The sequence below is a fragment of the Mesorhizobium sangaii genome, assembly GCF_014207355.1.
Taxonomy (GTDB): Bacteria; Pseudomonadota; Alphaproteobacteria; order Rhizobiales; family Rhizobiaceae; genus Mesorhizobium; species Mesorhizobium sangaii.
Genome location: NZ_JACHEF010000002.1, coordinates 220,279 through 240,470, shown reverse-complemented (window position 1 = coordinate 240,470; position 20,192 = coordinate 220,279). Strand labels below are relative to the sequence as shown.

Below are 20,192 nucleotides of genomic sequence, written 5' to 3'. Positions count from 1 at the left end.
GCACCATTCGCCGCATTGCGCCGCCGCGCCGCGCCCGCTATCGATCTTTCATCGATAAGAGGGACAAAGCCATGCGCATTGAAGCCATAGCCAGCGGAAAGAATCCACCTGAGGACGTCAACGTCATCATCGAGGTGCCGATCGGCGGCGAGCCGATCAAATACGAGATGGACAAGGAGGCCGGCACGCTGTTCGTCGACCGCTTCCTGCACACCTCGATGCGCTACCCCGGCAACTACGGCTTCGTGCCGCACACGCTGTCGGGCGACGGCGATCCGATCGACGTGCTGGTCTGCAACACCCGTGCCTTGGTGCCGGGCTGCGTCATCAATGTCAGGCCGATCGGCGTGCTGATCATGGAAGACAATGCCGGCCAGGACGAGAAGATCATCGCCGTGCCGTCACCCAAACTGACGCTGCGCTACGAGAACGTCACAGAGTACACGCAGCTGCCCGACATCACGCGTCAGCAGGTGCAGCACTTCTTCGAGCACTACAAGGATCTCGAGCCCGGCAAGTGGGTCAAGATCGAAGGCTGGCACGATTCCAAATACGCCAAGAAGATGATCCTCGAGGCGATCGCGCGGGCCAAGGCCGGCAAATAGCTCAGCTTCGTCATCCCAGGGCGGAGCGGAGCGAAGCGACGCGCAGACCCTGGGATCCATGCCGTGATGCCTGTCGCGGACGCGGCGGAACAGAATTCTGCACCGCTGCGGCGTTGTGCGCCGCGGCATGGATCCTCGGGTCTGCGCTGCGTCGCTACGCTCCTTGCTCCCCGTGGATGACGAAGTTACGGGCGCTGCCGCCAATCTCCGACGAGCTTAGTTATCGACGCGGCCGAAAGCCGGCACGTTGCCGATGATGGTGTGCCGGTCCTTGCCGCAGGCGAACGTCCGCGCTTTCTCGTCGGCCAGTTTGCGCGCCTGATCGTTGGCGGCGGGGTTGCCGGTGGCCAGCACCAGGCCGACCGTGCAGCCATCGCGGGCGTCCATCTGGCCGACCTTGGCGACGAGCAGCACCTCGGTCAGCTTGTTTTCGTGGTCCGGGTTGCTGATCGAGCGGCGGTGGATCGCGGCAAAGGGCACGGCCTTGTCGCCCGTGGTTTCGATGCGCCACTCGATCCTGGCTCCGGACGAATTGAAGCCGGAAAAACTCTCCCAGACCGATGTCATGTCGCTGCCGGGCGGAAAACCATAAAACAGCGATTCGCGAGCGTCGTCATAGGCGATCAGCACGGGGTAGCCGCGATAACCCGAACAGGCGAGATCGGCCCAGTCGCCGTCGCCCTCTTCGGCCTGTGCGTAGGTCACGCAGTCCTTCTTCCAATCGAGATCGGTATAGGCGCTTGATATGTCGCTGGCCCGCGCAGCCTGGCAGAAGCCGGCGAAGACGAACGGGATCAGAAGAGCGCGCATGGCGGACAATCTTTGTTGCAAGCCGCCGCAGCGTAGCGTCAAACGCTATTTCTTCAAGCTCGCTTCAATCAGCAGGTCGGCATTGCGGGCGACTGATTGAGCCGGGCCGCCGAGCCCGAACAGCTGGCCGCTGATATAGGCGCCTTCGATCAGAAGCAGCAGGCCGTCGCCTAAAGTGTCCGCGTCTTGCGCTCCCATCACAACCGCCATGGAGCGCAAGCGGCGGCGCAGTTCCTGCTTGTTGGATTCGCTGACCACGCGGGCCGGATGGCCGCGTTCGGGATATTCGACCGCCGCATTGGTCATGCCGCAGCCGCGATATTCCGCCATCTGCGTTCGCTTGCCGATGCGGGTCAGGAAAGCCTTGATCTGCGCGCGCGGATCGCCGGGATGGGCCGCGACCGCCTCATCGAAACGCTCCCAGTATTCCTGGTCGTACTGCCTGAGGTACGAAGCCGCCAGCTCATCCTTGGACGGAAAGCTGCGATAGAGACTGGGCTTGGTGACGCCAGCGCGCTTGACGATCTCGTCGACGCCGATCGCCCTGATGCCGCGCCGATAGAACAGGTCGTAAGCCACGTCGAGGATCTTCTTGGCGGCCTTCGGTGGCGCCGACGCGTGACCGTCGCTGATGGTCAGATCAATATTTTTGTCCGCTGGCATGATGGAACTCGATTGACAATGTTACCGATCGGTACGTATACATCCTCCCACCCTGAAACGTACCGGTCAGTAACATGATAGTTCAATCCCGTCCCTTTGGCCAGCGCTACGCCTTCGTCGTGGTCGGTGTCATCTTTTTCTGCCTGCTGATCGCGGCCGGGCTGCGATCCGCGCCCGCCGTCATGATGCTGCCGCTGGAGAACAGTTTCGGCTGGCGCCGCGACGTCATCTCGCTAGCAGCCGGTGTCGGCATCCTGCTCTACGGCCTGACCGGTCCATTCGCGGCGGCCTTGATGGAGCGGATCGGGCTGCGCCGCACGCTGCTGGCCTCGCTGATGGTGATGTCGGGCTCGACCGCGCTCAGCCTCTTGATGACCAAGCCCTGGCATCTGTTCATCACCTGGGGCGTGTTTTCGGGCATCGGTTCCGGCGCCGTTGCCAGCGTGCTCGGAGCCACCATTGTCAACCGCTGGTTCAAAACCAATCGCGGCCTTGTCATGGGACTGATGTCGGCCTCCAGCGCCACCGGCATGCTGGTGTTCCTGCCGCTGATCGCCGCGCTGGCGCAATCGGGTGGCTGGCAGCCGGTTGTCATCGCCGTTTCGATCGCCACCGCGGCCCTGGTGCCGCTGGTCTGGCTGCTGGTGCCGGAGCGGCCGGCTTCGATCGGCATGGTGCGCTATGGCGCGGAGGCCGACGACGTGCCGCCGGCGCCACCCGCTTCCCAAGGCAATTTCCTCGCCCACACGTTCTCGACGCTGCGCCGCGCCGCCGGCACCCGCGTGTTCTGGTATCTGTTCGCCACTTTCTTCGTTTGCGGTTTCACCACCAACGGGCTGGTCGGCACGCATCTTATCGCGTTCTGCGGCGACATGGGCATCGGCGAGGTGCAGGCGGCCGGCCTGCTGTCGATGATGGGCATTTTCGACCTGATCGGCACGACGCTGTCGGGCTGGCTCACCGACCGCTACGACCCCCGCAAGCTGCTCGGCGTCTATTATGGGATCCGTGGCCTGTCGCTGATCTACCTGCCCTATTCCGGCTTCTCGGCGACCAGCCTGATCATCTTCGCGGTGCTTTACGGCCTCGACTGGATCGCCACCGTGCCGCCGACGCTGAGGCTTGCCAACGAGGCATTCGGCGACCGCAGCGGGCCGATCGTGTTCGGCTGGATCGTCGCCGGACATCAGATCGGCGCAGCTGCCGCCGCGGCCTTTGGGGGTACGATGCGCGAACTGCAGGGCAATTACGCGCTGGCCTTCCTGATCGCCGGCATGACGGCAATCGCCGCCGCCTGTATCTCGCTTCTGATCAACACCAGCCGGCCGGCCTTCGATCCGGAACCGCAGGCGGCGTAAGGAGAGGCGCTGCCGACCAGCTGCCAATCTCCCCCACGAGGGGGAGATCGGCAATTCCCTGCCTGTTGATCGTCAGAAAACCTTCATGGTTTCGAGATGCGCCTGAAACATTGACGCTTGACCTTGGTGGCAATTTTTCAAGACATCCAGGAGACAGCCATGAACAAGCTCTCGATGACCCGCCGTGCTTTCGTCACCTCCGCCAGCGCCGCCGGCCTGGTCGGCGTGTCAGGCCTGGCAATGCCATACTATTCACGCGCCAGCCAACGCCCGGCATTCACCCACGGTGTCCAGTCGGGCGATGTCGACGCCACCAGCGGCATGGTGTGGACGCGCACCGACCGCCCGTCGCGCGTCATGTTCGAAGTGTCGTCGACCGAAAATTTTACTGATGCCGTCCGCCTGGCGCCGCTCGATACCTCGCCGGCCAGCGACTATACGGTCAAGCGTCTGCTCACCGACCTCGCTTCCGACCAGGACATCTTCTATCGCATGACGGCAGCCGATCTCGCCGACATCAATGCGGTTTCCGAGCCGATCACCGGCCGCTTCCGCACCGCGCCCGCTTCCAGGCGCGACATCAAGTTCGCCTGGTCGGGCGACACCGCCGGCCAGGGCTGGGGCATCGACGAGACCGGCATGAAGACCTACGCCACGATCGGCAAGCACACGCCCGATTTCTTCCTGCATTCAGGCGACACCATCTATGCCGACGGCGCCATGAAGGACGAGGTCGACCTACCCGGCGGCGGCAAGTGGAAGAACGTCGTGCTGATCGACGGCAAGCGCAAGGTCGCCGAGACGCTGGACGAATACCGGGACCAGTGGAAATACAACATGATGGACAAGAACGTGCTGGGCCTCAGCGCCATCTGCCCGACCTTCTACCAGTGGGACGACCACGAAGTGCTGAACAACTGGTCGGATTCGAAGAATCTCAGCGCCGACAACCGCTACACCGAGAAATCCATCCATGTGCTGGCGGCACGCGCGGCGCGTGCCTTCCACGAGATGACGACGATCCGCTATGAACCGTCCGAGCCGGGCCGCGTCTATCGCAAGATTGCCTATGGGCCGCTGCTCGACGTGTTCTTCCTCGACATGCGTTCCTATCGCGGCCCCAACGGCCCGGACATGCAAGATGAGATGACGCCGCAATCGCGCATGCTCGGCGAACAGCAGACGAAATGGCTGAAGCGCGAACTGGCTAACTCGAAGGCAACCTGGAAAATCATCGCCGCCGACATGCCGCTCGGCCTCGTCGTCTGGGACGATGCCGCCAAGAAGGCGGGTGCCGAAGCGGTCAGCAACGGCGACAACGGCCCGGCCAAGGGACGCGAGCTCGAGATCGCCGACCTGTTGCGCTTCATCAAGAACGCCGGCATCAGCAACACTGTCTGGCTGACCGCCGACGTGCACTACACCGCCGCGCACTACTACAATCCCGACAAGGCGCAGTTCCAGGATTTCAACCCGTTCTGGGAATTCGTTTCGGGCCCGATCCATGCCGGCACGTTCGGCCCGAACGATTTCGACATGACTTTTGGTCCGGAGCTGAAATTCATCAAGGCACCGACCGCCGAGCAAGGCCAGAACCTGCCGCCGTCTGCCGGCCTGCAATTCTTCGGGCTGGTCGATATCAATGGCGCCAGCGAACAGATGACGGTGCGGCTGATGGATCGCGACGACAACGAGCTCTACAAGGTCACGCTCGACCCGGTGCGGTCGGCTTAAGCCGACCTTCGTCATCTCCGGGACGACGACCGCCGCCGGCGGTCGTCAGTCGGGATAGCAGACCATCGGGACGTTCGGCCAGACGGCAGTGTCGCAGTTGGCGGCATCCTGCCTCTGCTTGAAGGCGGTGCTGACCGGGCCGGTCACCATCGGGTCGACGCCGTCGGGCGCGTCGGCGAAGACCTGCTCTGCGGATGGCGCAACGGTTGGCAAGGCCGGCCGCGCTTCCTGCTGCGTCGCAGCCGACTGCGCGGCGTTGGCCGCCAGCAGGACGGCAAAGGCAACGGACGCGATGAGCGGCCAAAATCGGTTGAGTTTATCGGTCATGACGTTCGAACTGTCCGGGCCTCGAAAGGTTCCCGCCTTGGTTAACAAAATCATCTCACACGCAGATGCTTAAGATTTGATGAGTATTTGGTATCGCGCGTCCTCTTTCGCAACTGCGAAAAACCCTGTATGAGCCGCGCAACCGAAAGAGGCAGCGCCTTTTGGCCTGCTGCCTGCAACGCTTCCGAGACCAGAACATGAAAATCCGTAATATCGCGATCATCGCGCACGTCGACCATGGAAAAACCACCCTCGTCGATCAATTGCTCCGGCAATCCGGCTCCTTCCGCGACAATCAGCGCGTCGCCGAGCGCGCCATGGATTCCAACGACCTCGAAAAGGAACGCGGCATCACGATCTTGGCCAAGGCGACCTCGGTCGACTGGAAGGACACCCGCATCAACATCGTCGACACGCCCGGGCACGCCGATTTCGGCGGCGAAGTCGAGCGTATCCTGTCGATGGTGGATTCGGCGATCGTGCTGGTCGACGCCGCCGAAGGGCCGATGCCGCAGACCAAGTTCGTCGTCGGCAAGGCGCTAAAGGTCGGCCTGAAGCCGATCGTCGTCATCAACAAGATCGACCGTCCGGACGCCCGCCATGTCGAGGTGGTCAACGAGGTGTTCGACCTGTTCGCGGCGCTAGACGCCACTGACGAGCAGCTCGACTTCCCGATCCTCTACGGTTCAGGCCGCGACGGCTGGGTTTCGGAAAATCCGGAAGGCCCCAAGGACCAGGGCCTGGCGCCGCTGTTCGACCTCGTCATCAAGCATGTGCCGACGCCGACCGTTCATCCCGGCCCGTTCCGCATGATCGGCACCATCCTGGAAGCCAATCCGTTCCTTGGTCGCATCATCACCGGCCGCATCGAGAGCGGCACGCTGAAGTCCAACCAGCCGGTCAAGGTGCTGCACCATGACGGCACGCTGGTCGAAACCGGCCGTATTTCCAAGATCCTCGCCTTCCGCGGCCTCGAGCGCCAGCCTATCGAAGAAGCCCAGGCGGGTGATATCGTCGCCATTGCCGGCCTGTCGAAGGGCACCGTCGCCGACACCTTCTGCGACCCGTCGGTGACCGAGCCGCTGCATGCGCAGCCGATCGATCCGCCGACCGTGACCATGTCCTTCCTCGTCAACGACAGCCCGCTGGCAGGCACCGAAGGCGACAAGGTGACCAGCCGCGTCATCCGCGACCGCCTGCTGCGCGAGGCCGAAGGCAATGTCGCGCTGAAGATCGAGGAATCGCCCGACAAGGATTCGTTCTTCGTCTCCGGCCGCGGCGAATTGCAGCTGGCCGTGCTGATCGAGACGATGCGCCGCGAAGGCTTCGAGATCGCCGTGTCGCGGCCGCGCGTCGTCATGCAGAAGGGCGAAAGCGGCGAATTGCTGGAGCCGGTCGAGGAAGTCGTCATCGACGTCGACGAGGAGCATGCCGGCATCGTCGTGCAGAAGATGTCGGAGCGCAAGGCCGAGATGGTCGAGTTGCGCCCCTCCGGCGGCAACCGCCAGCGCATCGTCTTCCACGCGCCGACGCGTGGCCTGATCGGCTACCAGTCGGAACTGCTGACCGACACCCGCGGCACCGCCGTGATGAACCGGCTGTTCCACGCCTACGAGCCCTACAAGGGCGAATTGCCGGGCCGCACCAATGGCGTGCTGATCTCCAACGAGCAGGGCGAGGCGGTGGCCTATGCCATGTGGAACCTGGAAGACCGCGGCCCGATGGTCATCGATCCCGGCGTCAAGGTCTACCAGGGCATGATCATCGGCATCCATAGCCGCGACAACGACCTCGAAGTGAACGTGCTGAAGGGCAAGAAGCTCACCAACATCCGCGCCGCCGGCAAGGACGAGGCGGTGAAGCTGACGCCGCCGATCCGCATGACGCTGGAGCGCGCGCTGGCCTGGATCCAGGACGATGAGCTGGTCGAGGTGACGCCGAAGACCATCCGCCTGCGCAAGCTCTATCTCGACCCGAACGAGCGCAAGCGGTTCGAGAAGTCGGCCAAGGCGGTCGGCGCGGCGTAATCCCACTTTCTTTTTCTCAGAGTTGAGAGGGGCGGAGTACACCAGTGCTTCGCCCCTCACTTCATTCACCCGCCGGCTGCCGATATGATGGCCTCCCGGTCGGGTTGGCCGGCAAGGTCGATGCGGATCTTGGTCCCCGCGCGGGCCGGCTTGCGCAGGGCTTTGGCCCCGTCTGGGTCCACGACCAGCAGCCGCTTTTCTTCCAGCGCCTGAAGCCGCGATCGCGAGAGGCCGAGTTCGTTGGCGAGCAGCCGGTCAAGCCGCAGCGATGTCGGCATTTCGAGCCGGAGCTGAAGTTCCAACCCGATTGCGCTTTCCCTCGCATCGCCAAGCCTCTGCTTGTGGACGGCGACATCCGGAAACTCCTCGACACGTCCCACACGGCTGCGCAGCGCAACGACATCGAAAGCATGGTGCCGGGCTAGCGACGGATCATTGCTTTCGAGCGCCACTAGCCGCGCCGGTTCGATGTCACGGCGGTTGCAGCGTTCCAATATGCCGAAATTCCAGGAATTGTCGCAGTCGACGCAACGGTAGATCAGCCAGACGTCGATGCGCTTGCCGTTGGCGTTGACGCGGAATTTTTCGCTGCAGCGATAGGCCTTGACGGTGCCACAGCGATTGCAGTTGATGAGTGGTCGAGGTGCGGTCTTGGCCGCGATCGCCCAGCGGATACGCAGGAGTGCAGACATGCCGATAAGCCCTTCCCGTCGGGAAGTTCATCAGGCCGGCGATGTCGAGATGCCCCTGCGGGCACGGCGTGGCGGTAGCTAACTATGATCGGAAATCGGGTGTCACGGCGGAAAGCCCGCGACAGCGGTTCAGCAGTGCCAAACCGGTCTCGAACCGCCGCCCGGAGGAACACATGAAATGAAGACAGGCACCGCGATGCGGTGCCATGCAGTGTGTCGGGGGAGTTGACGAGACCGGCGGTTACTGAGGCAAAGTGACGCTCGAAATTGTTCGCGCGGTTCTTCTAGCGGCACCCGATGGGAACGGCAAGGCCTGCAATCGTCGAGGTCGGCGCTGCCCCTCATCCGCCTGCCGGCACCTTCTCCCCGTAAACGGGGAGAAGCCCGCGCCCCAAGCCTCGGCACTCCTTCAGCACCGCTGACGGTGGCGAAACCGTCGATGACAGCGTCCTTCTCCCCGTTCACGGGGAGAAGATGGCGGCAGCCAGATGAGGGGCAGCGCCAACGCCTCTTCATCGCCAACCGCGTCAGTGCGATGGCCGGCGCCGCCGCGGCGATCGCGGCGAGGTGACAGGGCATAAACCTGTACCGAGGGACTGCGTCAGCGAAAGCGGGAAACGTTTTTTGCTTCGCGGACCCTCGGCAGGAGAGATCACGCTAAAACGGGGCGTCACATCACTTCAATGATCGGCGCGATCTCGACGCTGAAAGCCGGGTCCATAAGGATAGGACAATCCTTGGCCTTGCCGACGGCATCGTCGATGTCCTTTGCTTCGACGATCGTATAGCCGGCGGTTGGATTGCTGCCGCCGTTGTTCTCGACCTTGCCGCCGGGCAGCACCATCTTCGACATGCCGACGGGATTGCCGCCGTCGACCACGGCCGAGCCGAGCTTGCCGTACCAGTTCGTCCAGGCGTCCATTGCCGCCTGACGTTCGGCCTCCTCGGTCGGCATCTTGCCCGAGCCGTGATAGACGTAGAGAAATTTCGCCATGTTCTCCTCCCTTGATCAGCGGCATCGAACCGGGCATGCGGTCACGCCGCCTGGCGATCATCGGACCAAAGCGGCGAACATGCAACGAGAATGCGAGGCAGCTAATGCAAGGCGGATGGCTGCGGCTGCTCACCTCGCCATGGCGTGGTATTCGTCGTTCGGCCGCATGTCGATTGCCGCCGCCACCCGGTTCGACATGTTGAAGAAGGCCGCGGTCGAGGCGATGTCCCAGATGTCGCGATCGGAAAAGCCGGCGTTGCGCAGCGCCGCCCGATCAGCCTCGACGATCTTAGCCGGCTGTTCCGTCAGCTTGACGGCGAATTCGAGCATTGCGGCCTGCCTCGGTGAAAGCTCGGCGGTGCGGAAGTTCATCACCATCATCTCGCCGAGCGCCGGGTCGCCGGACAGCTGGCGTACCGCCGCGCCATGCGCGGTCAGGCAATAGTAGCAATGGTTGATCGAGGAGACGGCGACCGCGATCATCTCGCGCTCCAGCTTCGACAGGCCGGATTCGCCCAGCATCAGGTCGTTGTACATGTCGGTAAAGGCGCGCAGCTTCTTCTCGTCGAAGGCATAGGCGCGCAGCACGTTGGGGACGAGCCCGAGCTTCTCCTCGCATTTGGCGAAATAGGCTTTTGTCGCCTCGCTCAGCTCTCGCGACGCGAGGTCAAGCGCGGTGATTTTGCCGGTCATGGGCCATTTCTCCTCGGGTGGGCGACGGATTGCCGCAGAATTCCGATATTTGTCGGCAAGCCGTCAAACCTTTGTCGCCAAACAGCGGTCATCTGCTACCATAGTCACAAAAGCATGCGACGGGAGGGAATGGCACATGGCCAGCGTGAAAACCGCAGCGAAGTCGAAGAAAAAAGCCACCGCAGCGACAAAAACAGAGGAAAGACCAGCAAGGCTCGCTGACTACCTGCTCGCCCGCGCGCCGGCCGAAGACATCGCCGCCTATGAGGCAGCCGACCTCGAACGCGCCGCCGATCTCGCCGGCCGGGCGGTCGCCGGCCACAAGAAAGGTGAGTGCGTCGTCGCCGTCGATGCCGATTCAGGCGTCGTCCGCGAGGGCCGCCCTGTGACCGTGATCACGGTCGTCAACGACAACATGCCGTTCCTATTCGATTCCATCCTCGGCGAGATCACCGAAAGCGCCGGCGAACCGACGCTGGTCACCCACCCGGTCATCACCGTTCGCCGCGGCAAAGGCGGTGTGGAAGAAATCCTCGGCGACGGCAATTTCGCCAAGGACGACGGCAGCCACGACCGGCTGAGCGTCATTCATGTCCATATCCCGCGGCTGACCGCCGAGCAGGCGACCGGTTTGACCGAGCGGCTGCGCAAGATACTCGGCCAGGTGCACGCTGCCGTCCATGACTGGCGGCCGATGCTGGCCCGCCTCGATCAAGCGATCACGGAGTTCCGCTATTCGGCGGTGCCGCTCGACAAGAAGAGCGTTGCCGAGGCGATCGCCTTCCTGGAGTGGCTGCGCGACGACAATTTCACCTTCCTCGGCATGCGCGAGTTCAAATACACCGGCGGCGAGGAAAGCGGTACGCTGGAGCGCGCCGACAAGCCCGGTCTCGGCATCCTGTCCGATCCCGACGTGCTGGTGCTGAGGCGCGGCACCGAAGCGGTGACGACAACACCGGAAATCCGCGCCTTCCTGCACGGGCCGGAGCCGCTGATCGTCACCAAAGCCAATGCCAAGTCTTCGGTGCACCGCCGCATCTATCTCGACTACATCGGCGTCAAGACCTACACGTCCAAGGGCACGCTGGCGGGCGAATTGCGCATCGTCGGCCTGTTCACCTCGACCGCCTACACGCGCTCGGTGATGAAGATCCCGTATCTGCGGTCCAAGGCCGAAACCATCATCGCCAAGTCCGGCTTCGACCGGCACGATCACTCCGGCAAGGCGCTGATCAATGTGCTGGAGAGCTATCCGCGCGACGAGTTGTTCCAGGTTCCGGTGCCAATCCTGAAGAAGCACGCAGCGGCCATTCTCGGCCTTGTCGAGCGACCACGGGTCAGGGCGCTGGTGCGCGTCGACCAGTTCGACCGCTTCGTCTCGATCCTCGTCTTCGTGCCGCGCGACCGCTACGACAGCGTCGTGCGCGAGAAGATCGGCAGCTATCTCAAGACCGCCTTCGAAGGCCGGCTGTCGGCCTATTATCCGGCCTTCCCCGAAGGCGGGCTGGCGCGCGTGCATTTCATCATCGGCCGCTCGGGCGGCAAGACGCCGAAGGTCGAGCAAGCGGCGATCGAGGCGGCGATCCGCGACATCGTGCGCACCTGGGAGGATGCCCTTTCCGATGCGGCGGACGCCAATGGCGGCAACCAGGCTTTGAAGAGCATCGCTGCTCGGCTGCCGGAAAGCTACCGGGATACGTTCAGCGCGGCGGTGGCGCTCGCCGATGCCGGGCGCATCGCCAGGATCAGCGCCAGCAATCCGATCGCCATCGACTATTATCGCAATGCCGAGCAGAAGCCGCATCAGGCGTCCCTGAAGATCTATCACCACTGCAGCCCGGTGGCGCTGTCGCGGCGCGTTCCGGTGCTGGAAAACATCGGCTTCCGGGTCATCAGCGAGCGCACCTTCGAGGTCGGCGACGACCAGTCCGGCATGGTCTTCATCCACGACATGGAGCTTGAGAACAGCTACGGCAAGCCGATCGACCTTGCCGATGGCGGCGCGCTGTTCGAGGACGCGTTCCTGTCCGTCTGGCGCGGCGACGTCGACAATGACGGCTATAACGGCCTTGCCCAGACCGCAGGCCTGTGGTCGGGCGAGATCACCATCCTGCGCGCCTATGGCCGCTATCTGCAGCAGGTCGGCATTCCGCAAAGCCAGGATTTCATCGCCGCCGCGCTCAACCGCTATCCCGATATCGCGCGCGGCCTGCACGCGCTGTTCATCGCCCGGCTTGGACCGACGGCCGAGACAGAAGGCGTGGTGGCGGCAAAGCACCTCAAGGCCAAGATCAAGGATGCGCTGGAAGATGTGCCGAACATCGACGACGACACAATCATCCGCCGCTACCTCAACCTGATCGAAGCCTCGCTGCGCACCAATCATTTCGTTGCCGATACGAAAGAGAAAGGCCAGTCGCTGGCGATCAAGCTCGATTCTCATGCGGTCGAGGGCTTGCCGGCACCGCGGCCGTGGCGGGAGATCTTCGTCTACGGTTCCGAGGTCGAGGGGCTGCATCTGCGCTTCGGCCCGGTGGCGCGTGGCGGCCTGCGCTGGTCGGACCGCGCCCAGGACTACCGCACCGAGGTGCTCGGCCTGGTCAAGGCACAGCAGGTCAAGAACGCCGTCATCGTGCCGGTTGGCGCCAAGGGCGGCTTCTATCCGAAAAAGCTGCCGATGAGCGCCGGCCGCGACGCCATCTTTGAAGCTGGCACCTCGGCCTACAAGAACTTTGTCTCGAGCCTGCTGTCGATCACCGACAATATCGGTCTCGACGGTGTCATCCCGCCGGTCGGCGTCGTGCGCCGCGACCAGGACGATCCGTATTTCGTGGTTGCCGCCGACAAGGGCACGGCGACCTTCTCCGACACCGCCAACGCCATCAGCGAGAAGCACGGCTTCTGGCTCGACGACGCCTTCGCCAGCGGCGGATCGGCCGGCTACGACCACAAGAAGATGGGCATCACCGCCAAGGGCGCCTGGGAAGCGGTCAAGCGGCATTTCCGCGAGATGAACCGCGACATCCAGACCACGCCCTTCACCGTTGTCGGTGTCGGCGACATGTCGGGCGACGTGTTCGGCAACGGTATGCTGTTGTCGCCGAAGACCAGGCTGATCGCCGCCTTCGACCATCGCGACATCTTCATCGATCCGGATCCCGACATGGCGGCGTCGATGGCCGAGCGCGAGCGCATGTTCGCCCTGCCGCGTTCGAGCTGGCAGGACTACGACAAGAGCAAGCTGTCGGAGGGCGGCATCATCGTGTCGCGCAACCAGAAGTCGATCACCTTGCCGGCGGCTGCGGCTGCGGCGATCGGTCTGGCGAAGACGACCGCCACGCCGGTCGAGATCATGGGCGCCATCCTCAAGGCGCCGATCGATCTGCTCTGGTTCGGCGGCATCGGCACGTATCTCAGGGCATCCGGCGAAACCAACGCCGAGGTCGGCGACCGCGCCAACGATGCCATCCGCATCACCGCGCTCGACGTGCGCGCCAAGGTGATCGGCGAGGGCGCCAATCTCGGCGTGACGCAGCGGGCCCGCATCGAGTTCGGCATGAATGGCGGTCGCTGCAACTCCGACGCCATCGACAATTCGGGCGGCGTCAACTGCTCCGACGTCGAGGTCAACATCAAGATCGCGCTGGCTTCGGCCATGCGCAAGGGATCGTTGACGCGCCCGGCGCGCAACAAGCTGCTGGCCGACATGACTGGCGAGGTTGGCGGGCTGGTGCTGTCCAACAATTACGAGCAGACGCTGGCGCTTTCGATCGCCCGCAAGCGCGGCCTCGCCGACATCGCGCATCAGAGCCGCTTCATGACGGCGTTGGAAGCACGCGGCCTGCTCGACCGCGCCGTCGAGACGCTGCCGTCGCCGGCGGCCCTCGCCGAGCGCGAGGCACGCGGCGAGCCGCTGACCAGGGCCGAGCTCGGCGTGTTGCTGGCCTATGCCAAGATCGTGCTGTTTTCCGATATCGTCGCCAGCGACGTGCCGGACGACGCGCATTTCGATCGTGACCTGATGGGCTATTTCCCGGACCGGATGGCGAAGAAATACGCCGCCGAAATCAACGGCCACCGGCTGCGCCGCGAGATCATTGCCCGCGTCGTCGCCAACGACCTGGTCAATCGCGGCGGCCCGTCCTTCGTCAACCGGCTGCAGGAAGCGACCGGTCGCACCGCCGCCGACGTGGTGCGTACCTTCGCGGTGGTGCGCGACGGTTTTGCCTTGCCGGCGCTCTATCGCGAGATCGACGCGCTCGACAATCTCATCGACGGCCAGGTGCAGCTCGATCTCTACCAGGCGGTCAGCCGACTGATTTACGTGACCAGCGGCTGGTATCTCAAGAACGATGCCGGCACCGCACCGCTTGGCCAGCGCATCGGCGAACTGCAGGAGGCGCGCAAGGCACTGGAGCCCAAGCTCGTTTCGCTGCTGCCGGCCTTCTCGCGCGAGCGTATCGAGGAGAAGCGGCACGGGCTGTTCAAGAGCGGCGCGCCGGAAAAGCTGGCCGGGCAATTGGCGCTGAACGAGGTGGCGGAGCTCATCCCCGACATCGCGCTGACGGCGCGCACGGCCGGCGCCGACATCGTCGCGGCGGCCAAGGCGTTCTTCGCGGTCAGCGATGCCTTCCGCATCCCGCGTGTCGAGGATGCGGCGCGCTCGATCACGCCCTCCGACTACTATGATCAGCTGGCGCTGTCGCGCGCCACCGACACGATCGGCTCAGCGCGGCGGGGCATTGCGGTGGCGGCGCTTACTGGTCATGCGACGGCTACGGATCCGGTTGCGGCCTGGCTGGAAGCCGGCGGCGAGCGGGTGGCGCGCATCCGCGAGCGGCTGCAGGCGCTCACCGAAGGCGGCGACATCACCGTGTCGCGGCTGTCGGTCGCGTCCGGACTGATGAGCGATCTGACGGGGATGTGATTCGCTTCGCGAGGCAGGCGCTGCCCCTCATCCGGCTGCCGCCACCTTCTCCCCGTATAGTGACGGGGAGAAGGGAGCCGGTCACGATTGTCAGCGCCTTGCTGCAACGCTGACCGTTGGCGAAGCCGTCGATAACGGTGTCTTACTCCCCTTCGCCATACGGGGAGAAATGCCCGGCAGGGCAATGAGGGGCGGCGCCATGCTTGTTCGTTGCATGAGCACGGGAAACATGCAGACATGACGCGCGACGCGGGCAGAGCGGATGCTGAGGAGGGGACATGGCCGAGGTAGCAGTGCAGCGGACGTCCAAGGCCGGCATCTGGGGATGGATGTTCTTCGACTGGGCGGCGCAGCCGTTCTTCACCGTCGTCACCACCTTCATCTTCGGCCCCTATTTCGTTTCGCGCATGGCGAGCGATCCCAATACCGGCCAGGCGGTCTGGGGCTACGGCATTGCCGCGGCGGGGCTGGTCATCGCCGTGCTGTCGCCGATCCTCGGCTCGATCGCCGACCAGACCGGGCCGCGCAAGCCATGGATTGCGTTTTTCGCCGCGATCAAGATCACCAGTCTTTGCCTGCTCTGGTTCGCCGCTCCCGGCTCCAACCTGTTCCTCATCGTGGCGCTGTTCTCGCTGGCCTCGGTGGCGGCGGAATTCTCGACCGTGTTCAACGATTCGATGATGCCGCGCCTGGTGCCGAAGAGCGAAATCGGCCGCATCTCCAACATTGCCTGGGGCCTCGGTTATCTCGGCGGCATGATCGCGCTGATCTTCGTCGTCACCTGCATGGCCGGTTCACCCGAGACCGGCAAGACGATCATCGGCCTCGACCCGCTGTTCGGCCTCGACCCGAAACTCGGCGAGGACGCGCGTGCCACCGGGCCGCTGTCGGCCGGCTGGTACTTCCTGTTCATCCTGCCGATGTTCTTCTTCACGCCGGATGCCATCAAGGGCATCCCGATCGGGCCGGCGGTGCGCGAAGGCCTGTCGGAGTTGAAGTCGACGCTGGCCGAGGTGCGCCAGCGTGGCGGCATCTTCCGCTTCCTCGTCGCCCGCATGATCTACCAGGACGGCGTCAACGCGCTGCTGGCATTGGGCGGCACCTTTGCGGCGGCGATGTTCCACTGGTCGATCACCGAGATCGGCATGTTCGGCATCATCCTCAATGTCGTCGCCATCCTGGGCTGCTGGGTCGCGGCGCGCCTCGACACCGCGCTCGGATCCAAGGCGGTGGTGATGATTGCGCTGGTCATGCTGTCCATCGCCACCATCGGCGTCGTCTCGACCGGTCCGGGGTTCACGCTGCTTGGCCTGATACAGCTCTCGACGGTCGATTCAGGCGGCCTGTTCGGCACCGCGGCTGAAAAGGCCTACATCCTGTATGGCCTGTTGATCGGCCTGGCCTTCGGGCCGGTGCAGGCATCGTCGCGCTCCTACATGGCGCGCAGCGTCACGGCGGCGGAATCAGGCCGCTATTTCGGCATCTATGCGCTGGCCGGACGGGCAACCAGCTTCCTGGCGCCGTTCCTGGTGGCAACCATCACCGCCGTCAGCGACTCGGCGCGGCTCGGCATGGCGGTGATCATCCTGTTCCTGGGCATCGGCATGGCGATCCTGGTCAGGACGCCCTATCCGGCGGACCAGCCGGTGGAGTGAGAGACGTTCGATAATTCTACTCCGCAGGCCGCCTGGCGCGGTTTTCTGCGCTTCCGGTGCTCACGGACTTGAATGTCCGCTCCGCTCCGGTTCTCGAAAACCACGCCATCCGACTCAGCGGAGCGAATTCTCAAACATCTCTCTACCGGCAACTAGTGCCGGAAGTGTCTCACGCCGGTAAACACCATGGCGATGCCGTGCGCGTCGGCGGCGGCGATGACGTCGTCGTCGCGCATCGAGCCGCCGGGCTGGATGACGGCGGTGGCGCCGGCTTCGATCGCCGACAGCAATCCGTCGGCGAAGGGGAAGAACGCGTCAGAGGCGACGACCGAGCCCTTGGTCAGCGGTTCGGCAAGGCCCGCCGCCTCGGCCGCGTCGAGCGCCTTGCGCGCGGCGATGCGCGAGGAATCGACCCGGCTCATCTGGCCGGCGCCAATGCCGACGGTGGCGCCGTCCCTGGCGTAGACGATGGCGTTGGACTTGACGTGCTTGGCGATGCGGAAGGCGAATTTCAGGTCGGCCATTTCGGCCGCTGTCGGTGCGCGCTTGGTCACCACTTTCAGCTCGAGGTCGTCGACCACGGCATTGTCCCTGCCCTGGACGAGGATGCCACCGGCGACGGATTTGACCGTCGTGCCAGGCGTGCGCGGGTCCGGCAGGCCGCCGGTGACCAGCAGGCGCAGGTTCTTCCTCGCCGCGACGATTGCGGCTGCCTCGTCGGTCGCGTCGGGTGCGATGATCACCTCGGTGAAGGTTTTCACGATTTCTTCCGCCGCCTCGGCATCGAGGGTGCGATTCATGGCGACGATGCCGCCGAAGGCCGAGACCGGATCGCAGGCGAGCGCCTTGGCGTAGGCTGCCTTCAGCGACGCGCCCTCGGCGACGCCGCACGGGTTGGCGTGCTTGATGATGGCGACGGCGGCGGAGCGGTTCGGGTCGAATTCGCCGGCCAGTTCGAAGGCGGCGTCGGTGTCGTTGATGTTGTTGTAGGAGAGCTGCTTACCCTGCAGCTGGCGTGCCGTGGCGACGCCCGGCCGTTTGTCGCCGTTGACGTAAAAGCCGGCGCTCTGGTGCGGGTTCTCGCCGTAGCGCATCACCTCGACCAGCCTGCCGCCGAAAGCGCGCCACATCGGATGCTCGATCTCCAGCGCCTCGGCGAACCAGCCAGAGATCGCCGCGTCATAGGTGGCGGTGCGGGCAAAGGCCTTGGCCGCCAGCTTCTTGCGGAAATCCAGCGACAGCGAGCCGATGTTCATCTCCAGCGCATTCAGCACCGAGGCATAGTCACCGGGGTCGGTGACGATGGCGACATAGGCATGGTTCTTGGCCGAGGCGCGGATCATCGCCGGGCCGCCAATGTCGATGTTCTCGACAATCGCGGCGTAGTCGGCGCCGGAGCGACGGACGTCCTCGAACGGATAGAGATTGGAGACGACGAGATCGATCGGCTCGATGCCGTATTTGCGCATCGCAGCCGAGTGCTCGGGGTCGTCGCGCACGCCAAGCAGCGCGCCATGCACGCTGGGATGCAAGGTCTTGACGCGGCCATCCATGATCTCGGGAAAACCGGTGAGCTCGGAGACATCACGCACCGCCAGGCCCGCCTCGGCGATCGCCTTTGCCGTGCCGCCGGTCGAGACCAGCTCGACGCCGGCCGCCGCCAGTGCCCTGGCGAAATCGATCAGGCCGGTCTTGTCGAAGACGGAAAGCAGGGCGCGACGGACCGGAACGAGGTCAGGTGCTGGAATGTTCTTGGCGGCGACGGCCATGGGCTGGCGGCCTTTCACGGCTGGTGTGGTGGTTGCCCGCGCCGTAGCACATGACAACGGGAAATCAAACCGGAAGCGCTGCCTGGCTCTTGTTTTGCCGCACGATGTTCATCCGAAAAGTCTGCAAGGTTTCGGCCTCATGCTCGAGGCAGATACGGGTCAGTTGTTTTCCGAGTAACCGGCGATGCTGGTGCGTGTCAGCTGCCAGTGGACTTCGGCGACTTCCGAGGCCTTGAAGGCAAGCACGATCTGGCGGCTGCGGCGCGGGCCGCCGAGACCGGCGAAATAGATCGATTCCTCGACCTCCGGCACCACTTCGCTGGAGGTGAACACCCAGGTGTCGGCCTGATCGCCGGCCAGGACCAGTCGATCGTGTTCGTCCTGCAGCAGGTTGACGTCGGGGTGGACGTGGAAGCGGATGGTGACGAAGTCGCGGCCATTGTTGCGGATCGCCGCATTGCCGGGCCGCAGAAAGCGGTCCCTTCCGGCCAGCACGTTGCCGTTCTGCGACAGTTTCAGCTCGCGCTCATGCAGGAAGCCGAAGCGCGGTACATAGCCGTCATGGCGGGCGATGAAACCTTGAATTCCTTTCTGGTCGGTGCGCTTGCACTGCACCTGCTGCGGCCCGGCGATCAACGGTGAGCCGAGCAGGTCGTTGACACGCAACGAATGGCTGAAGCGTGCCGACGAGGTGTCGTTGATGGTGGCGGTCGAGTGCGCGGCCGTGGCGCGCGCCAGCGGCCGGAACTCGGCGACGCCATAGGTGTCGATGCCGGCGTTGACGACGTAGTGCTGGCGGCCGGACGACAGTTCGAAGGCGAGGCAGCCGGCGTGCGCGGCGTTGGACACGTCGACCGGCGGCGGCAGGCCGGTGTCGGCGATGACGGTGACGCCGCCCATCGACAGGCGCTCGTAGCCGGAATGCGGCGCATGCAGCAGCGGCGAACCGGCGGTGTCGTCGTGACGCAGGATGGTGGCGATACGATCGTGGATAGTGGCGCCCATGCCGTTGAAGCGGGCGAGGCTGCCGTCCTGATGGCGGAAGAAGCGCAGCGCCGGCAGCATGCGGTCGATGGCGCCGATGAGGGCCTGTGGCGGCGTTTCGGCCTGGTTGGCATAGGTCTGGCGCAGCGGCAAAAGGTCGGCGAGGATTTCCAGGACGACCATCGGATTGCGCGAAATGTGACCGCCGTCGGCAAGGATCTGACGGTCGAGTTCCGTGGCCAGGTTGCGGGTGGCGCCGCGCAGCGCCGATGCCGGCGCCGGCAAGGACAGGGCGGCGAAGGCCAACGCGATGCGGGCGCGCAGCCTGTCCTTGCCATCCGGCATTTCGCGCGCCATCGACCTGAGGTAGCGGATCTGGACGGCAAGCGTCTTCAGGAAGGCGCGGTAGAAGGGGAATTCGGCGCCCTGCAGCACGACGGAGGAATGCTGCAGCCAGGCGATGATGCGCTTGGCCGTCGTGCCGGGCTCCCAGGCGATGCCGGAAATATGGCTGCCATGGATGGTGATCCAGTCGGAGACCAGCGCGCGGGCGTTGGCGGCGGCGAGCTCGGTGCCGGCGGCGCGCATGTGGCGCAGCCAGCGAAATCCGTGCAGCGTCTTTTGCCAGCCATGGTTGGGGACGTTGATCTGGAAGGGCGATCTGCCGCCGGTCTCGACCAGATGCCCCGACAGGGGATAACGGCCGTAGTAGATCTCGAGCGCGATCTGCGGATCGGCCAGACGCAGGTCCGGCGGTGCGATCAGCACACGTTCGGGCGTGCGGCCGGAATAGCGCCAACGATAGATCGGCCCGGCACGCAAGCGCCGGCGCGTTTTGCGCCAGAACTCCTTCGCGACAAGCGTCCATAGACGCGTCGTGTTGCTGGCAGCAAGTGCCAAATCCCCTCCTGATCGTCCTCTACCCCGGCGCAAGTTTACATGATTGCACGACTC

The 20,192-nt window shown here is 64.4% G+C and carries 14 protein-coding genes; 6 read left to right on the top strand and 8 right to left on the bottom strand.

The genetic code is table 11. The annotated features are described in order from the left end of the window. Nucleotides 1-71: 71 nt before the first annotated feature. On the top strand, nt 72-605 hold the full coding sequence (gene ppa / locus HNQ71_RS10230; protein ID WP_184872478.1) for an inorganic diphosphatase: 534 nt from the start codon (nt 72-74) through the stop codon (nt 603-605). Between the two features lie 216 nt (nt 606-821). Here ppa and HNQ71_RS10225 read toward each other — a convergent pair whose 3' ends face one another. Further along, a complete protein-coding gene (locus tag HNQ71_RS10225) occupies nt 822-1,415 on the bottom strand; it encodes a hypothetical protein (RefSeq protein WP_184872477.1) in 594 nt (197 codons plus the stop codon). Between the two features lie 45 nt (nt 1,416-1,460). Beyond that, on the bottom strand, nt 1,461-2,078 hold the full coding sequence (locus HNQ71_RS10220; protein WP_184872476.1) for a TetR/AcrR family transcriptional regulator: 618 nt from the start codon (nt 2,076-2,078) through the stop codon (nt 1,461-1,463). A 74-nt stretch (nt 2,079-2,152) separates the two neighbouring features. On the opposite strand from HNQ71_RS10220, the gene HNQ71_RS10215 reads away from it, so the two are divergent. Together HNQ71_RS10215 and HNQ71_RS10210 are read left to right on the top strand one after the other, a co-directional pair. After that, nucleotides 2,153-3,436, top strand: coding sequence for an MFS transporter (locus HNQ71_RS10215; RefSeq protein ID WP_184872475.1), 1,284 nt, complete (start codon nt 2,153-2,155; stop codon nt 3,434-3,436). 159 nt (nt 3,437-3,595) lie between these two features. Then, a complete protein-coding gene (locus HNQ71_RS10210) occupies nt 3,596-5,170 on the top strand; it encodes an alkaline phosphatase D family protein (RefSeq protein WP_184872474.1) in 1,575 nt (524 codons plus the stop codon). A 45-nt stretch (nt 5,171-5,215) separates the two neighbouring features. Here HNQ71_RS10210 and HNQ71_RS10205 read toward each other — a convergent pair whose 3' ends face one another. Further along, nucleotides 5,216-5,497 (bottom strand): hypothetical protein, encoded by a 282-nt coding sequence (locus tag HNQ71_RS10205; protein ID WP_246461445.1) that lies wholly within the window; start codon nt 5,495-5,497, stop codon nt 5,216-5,218. 197 nt (nt 5,498-5,694) lie between these two features. Here HNQ71_RS10205 and typA point away from each other — a divergent pair, with 197 nt between their 5' ends. Continuing rightward, nucleotides 5,695-7,524 (top strand): translational GTPase TypA, encoded by a 1,830-nt coding sequence (gene typA / locus HNQ71_RS10200; protein ID WP_095084146.1) that lies wholly within the window; start codon nt 5,695-5,697, stop codon nt 7,522-7,524. Nucleotides 7,525-7,589: 65 nt separating this feature from the next. Here the strand turns inward: typA and HNQ71_RS10195 are convergent, their stop codons facing one another. The 3 genes from HNQ71_RS10195 to HNQ71_RS10185 all read right to left on the bottom strand — a co-directional run bounded on the left by HNQ71_RS10195 (nt 7,590) and on the right by HNQ71_RS10185 (nt 9,903). After that, nucleotides 7,590-8,216, bottom strand: coding sequence for a DUF1062 domain-containing protein (locus tag HNQ71_RS10195; RefSeq protein WP_184872472.1), 627 nt, complete (start codon nt 8,214-8,216; stop codon nt 7,590-7,592). Nucleotides 8,217-8,886: 670 nt separating this feature from the next. Next, a complete protein-coding gene (locus HNQ71_RS10190; RefSeq protein WP_184872471.1) occupies nt 8,887-9,210 on the bottom strand; it encodes a YciI family protein in 324 nt (107 codons plus the stop codon). A 129-nt stretch (nt 9,211-9,339) separates the two neighbouring features. Next, nucleotides 9,340-9,903, bottom strand: a complete 564-nt coding sequence (locus HNQ71_RS10185) for a peroxidase-related enzyme (protein ID WP_184872470.1) — start codon at nt 9,901-9,903, stop codon at nt 9,340-9,342. Nucleotides 9,904-10,039: 136 nt separating this feature from the next. Here HNQ71_RS10185 and HNQ71_RS10180 point away from each other — a divergent pair, with 136 nt between their 5' ends. Both HNQ71_RS10180 and HNQ71_RS10175 read left to right on the top strand, forming a co-directional pair. Further along, on the top strand, nt 10,040-14,830 hold the full coding sequence (locus HNQ71_RS10180; protein WP_184872469.1) for an NAD-glutamate dehydrogenase: 4,791 nt from the start codon (nt 10,040-10,042) through the stop codon (nt 14,828-14,830). A gap of 278 nt (nt 14,831-15,108) precedes the next feature. Then, nucleotides 15,109-16,485: an MFS transporter gene (locus tag HNQ71_RS10175; protein ID WP_184872468.1), complete on the top strand. Its 1,377-nt coding sequence runs from the start codon at nt 15,109-15,111 to the stop codon at nt 16,483-16,485. 152 nt (nt 16,486-16,637) lie between these two features. Here the strand turns inward: HNQ71_RS10175 and purH are convergent, their stop codons facing one another. Further along, nucleotides 16,638-18,254, bottom strand: coding sequence for a bifunctional phosphoribosylaminoimidazolecarboxamide formyltransferase/IMP cyclohydrolase (purH, locus tag HNQ71_RS10170; protein WP_184872467.1), 1,617 nt, complete (start codon nt 18,252-18,254; stop codon nt 16,638-16,640). Nucleotides 18,255-18,413: 159 nt separating this feature from the next. Beyond that, nucleotides 18,414-20,138: a heparinase II/III family protein gene (locus HNQ71_RS10165; RefSeq protein WP_184872466.1), complete on the bottom strand. Its 1,725-nt coding sequence runs from the start codon at nt 20,136-20,138 to the stop codon at nt 18,414-18,416. Nucleotides 20,139-20,192 lie beyond the last annotated feature (54 nt).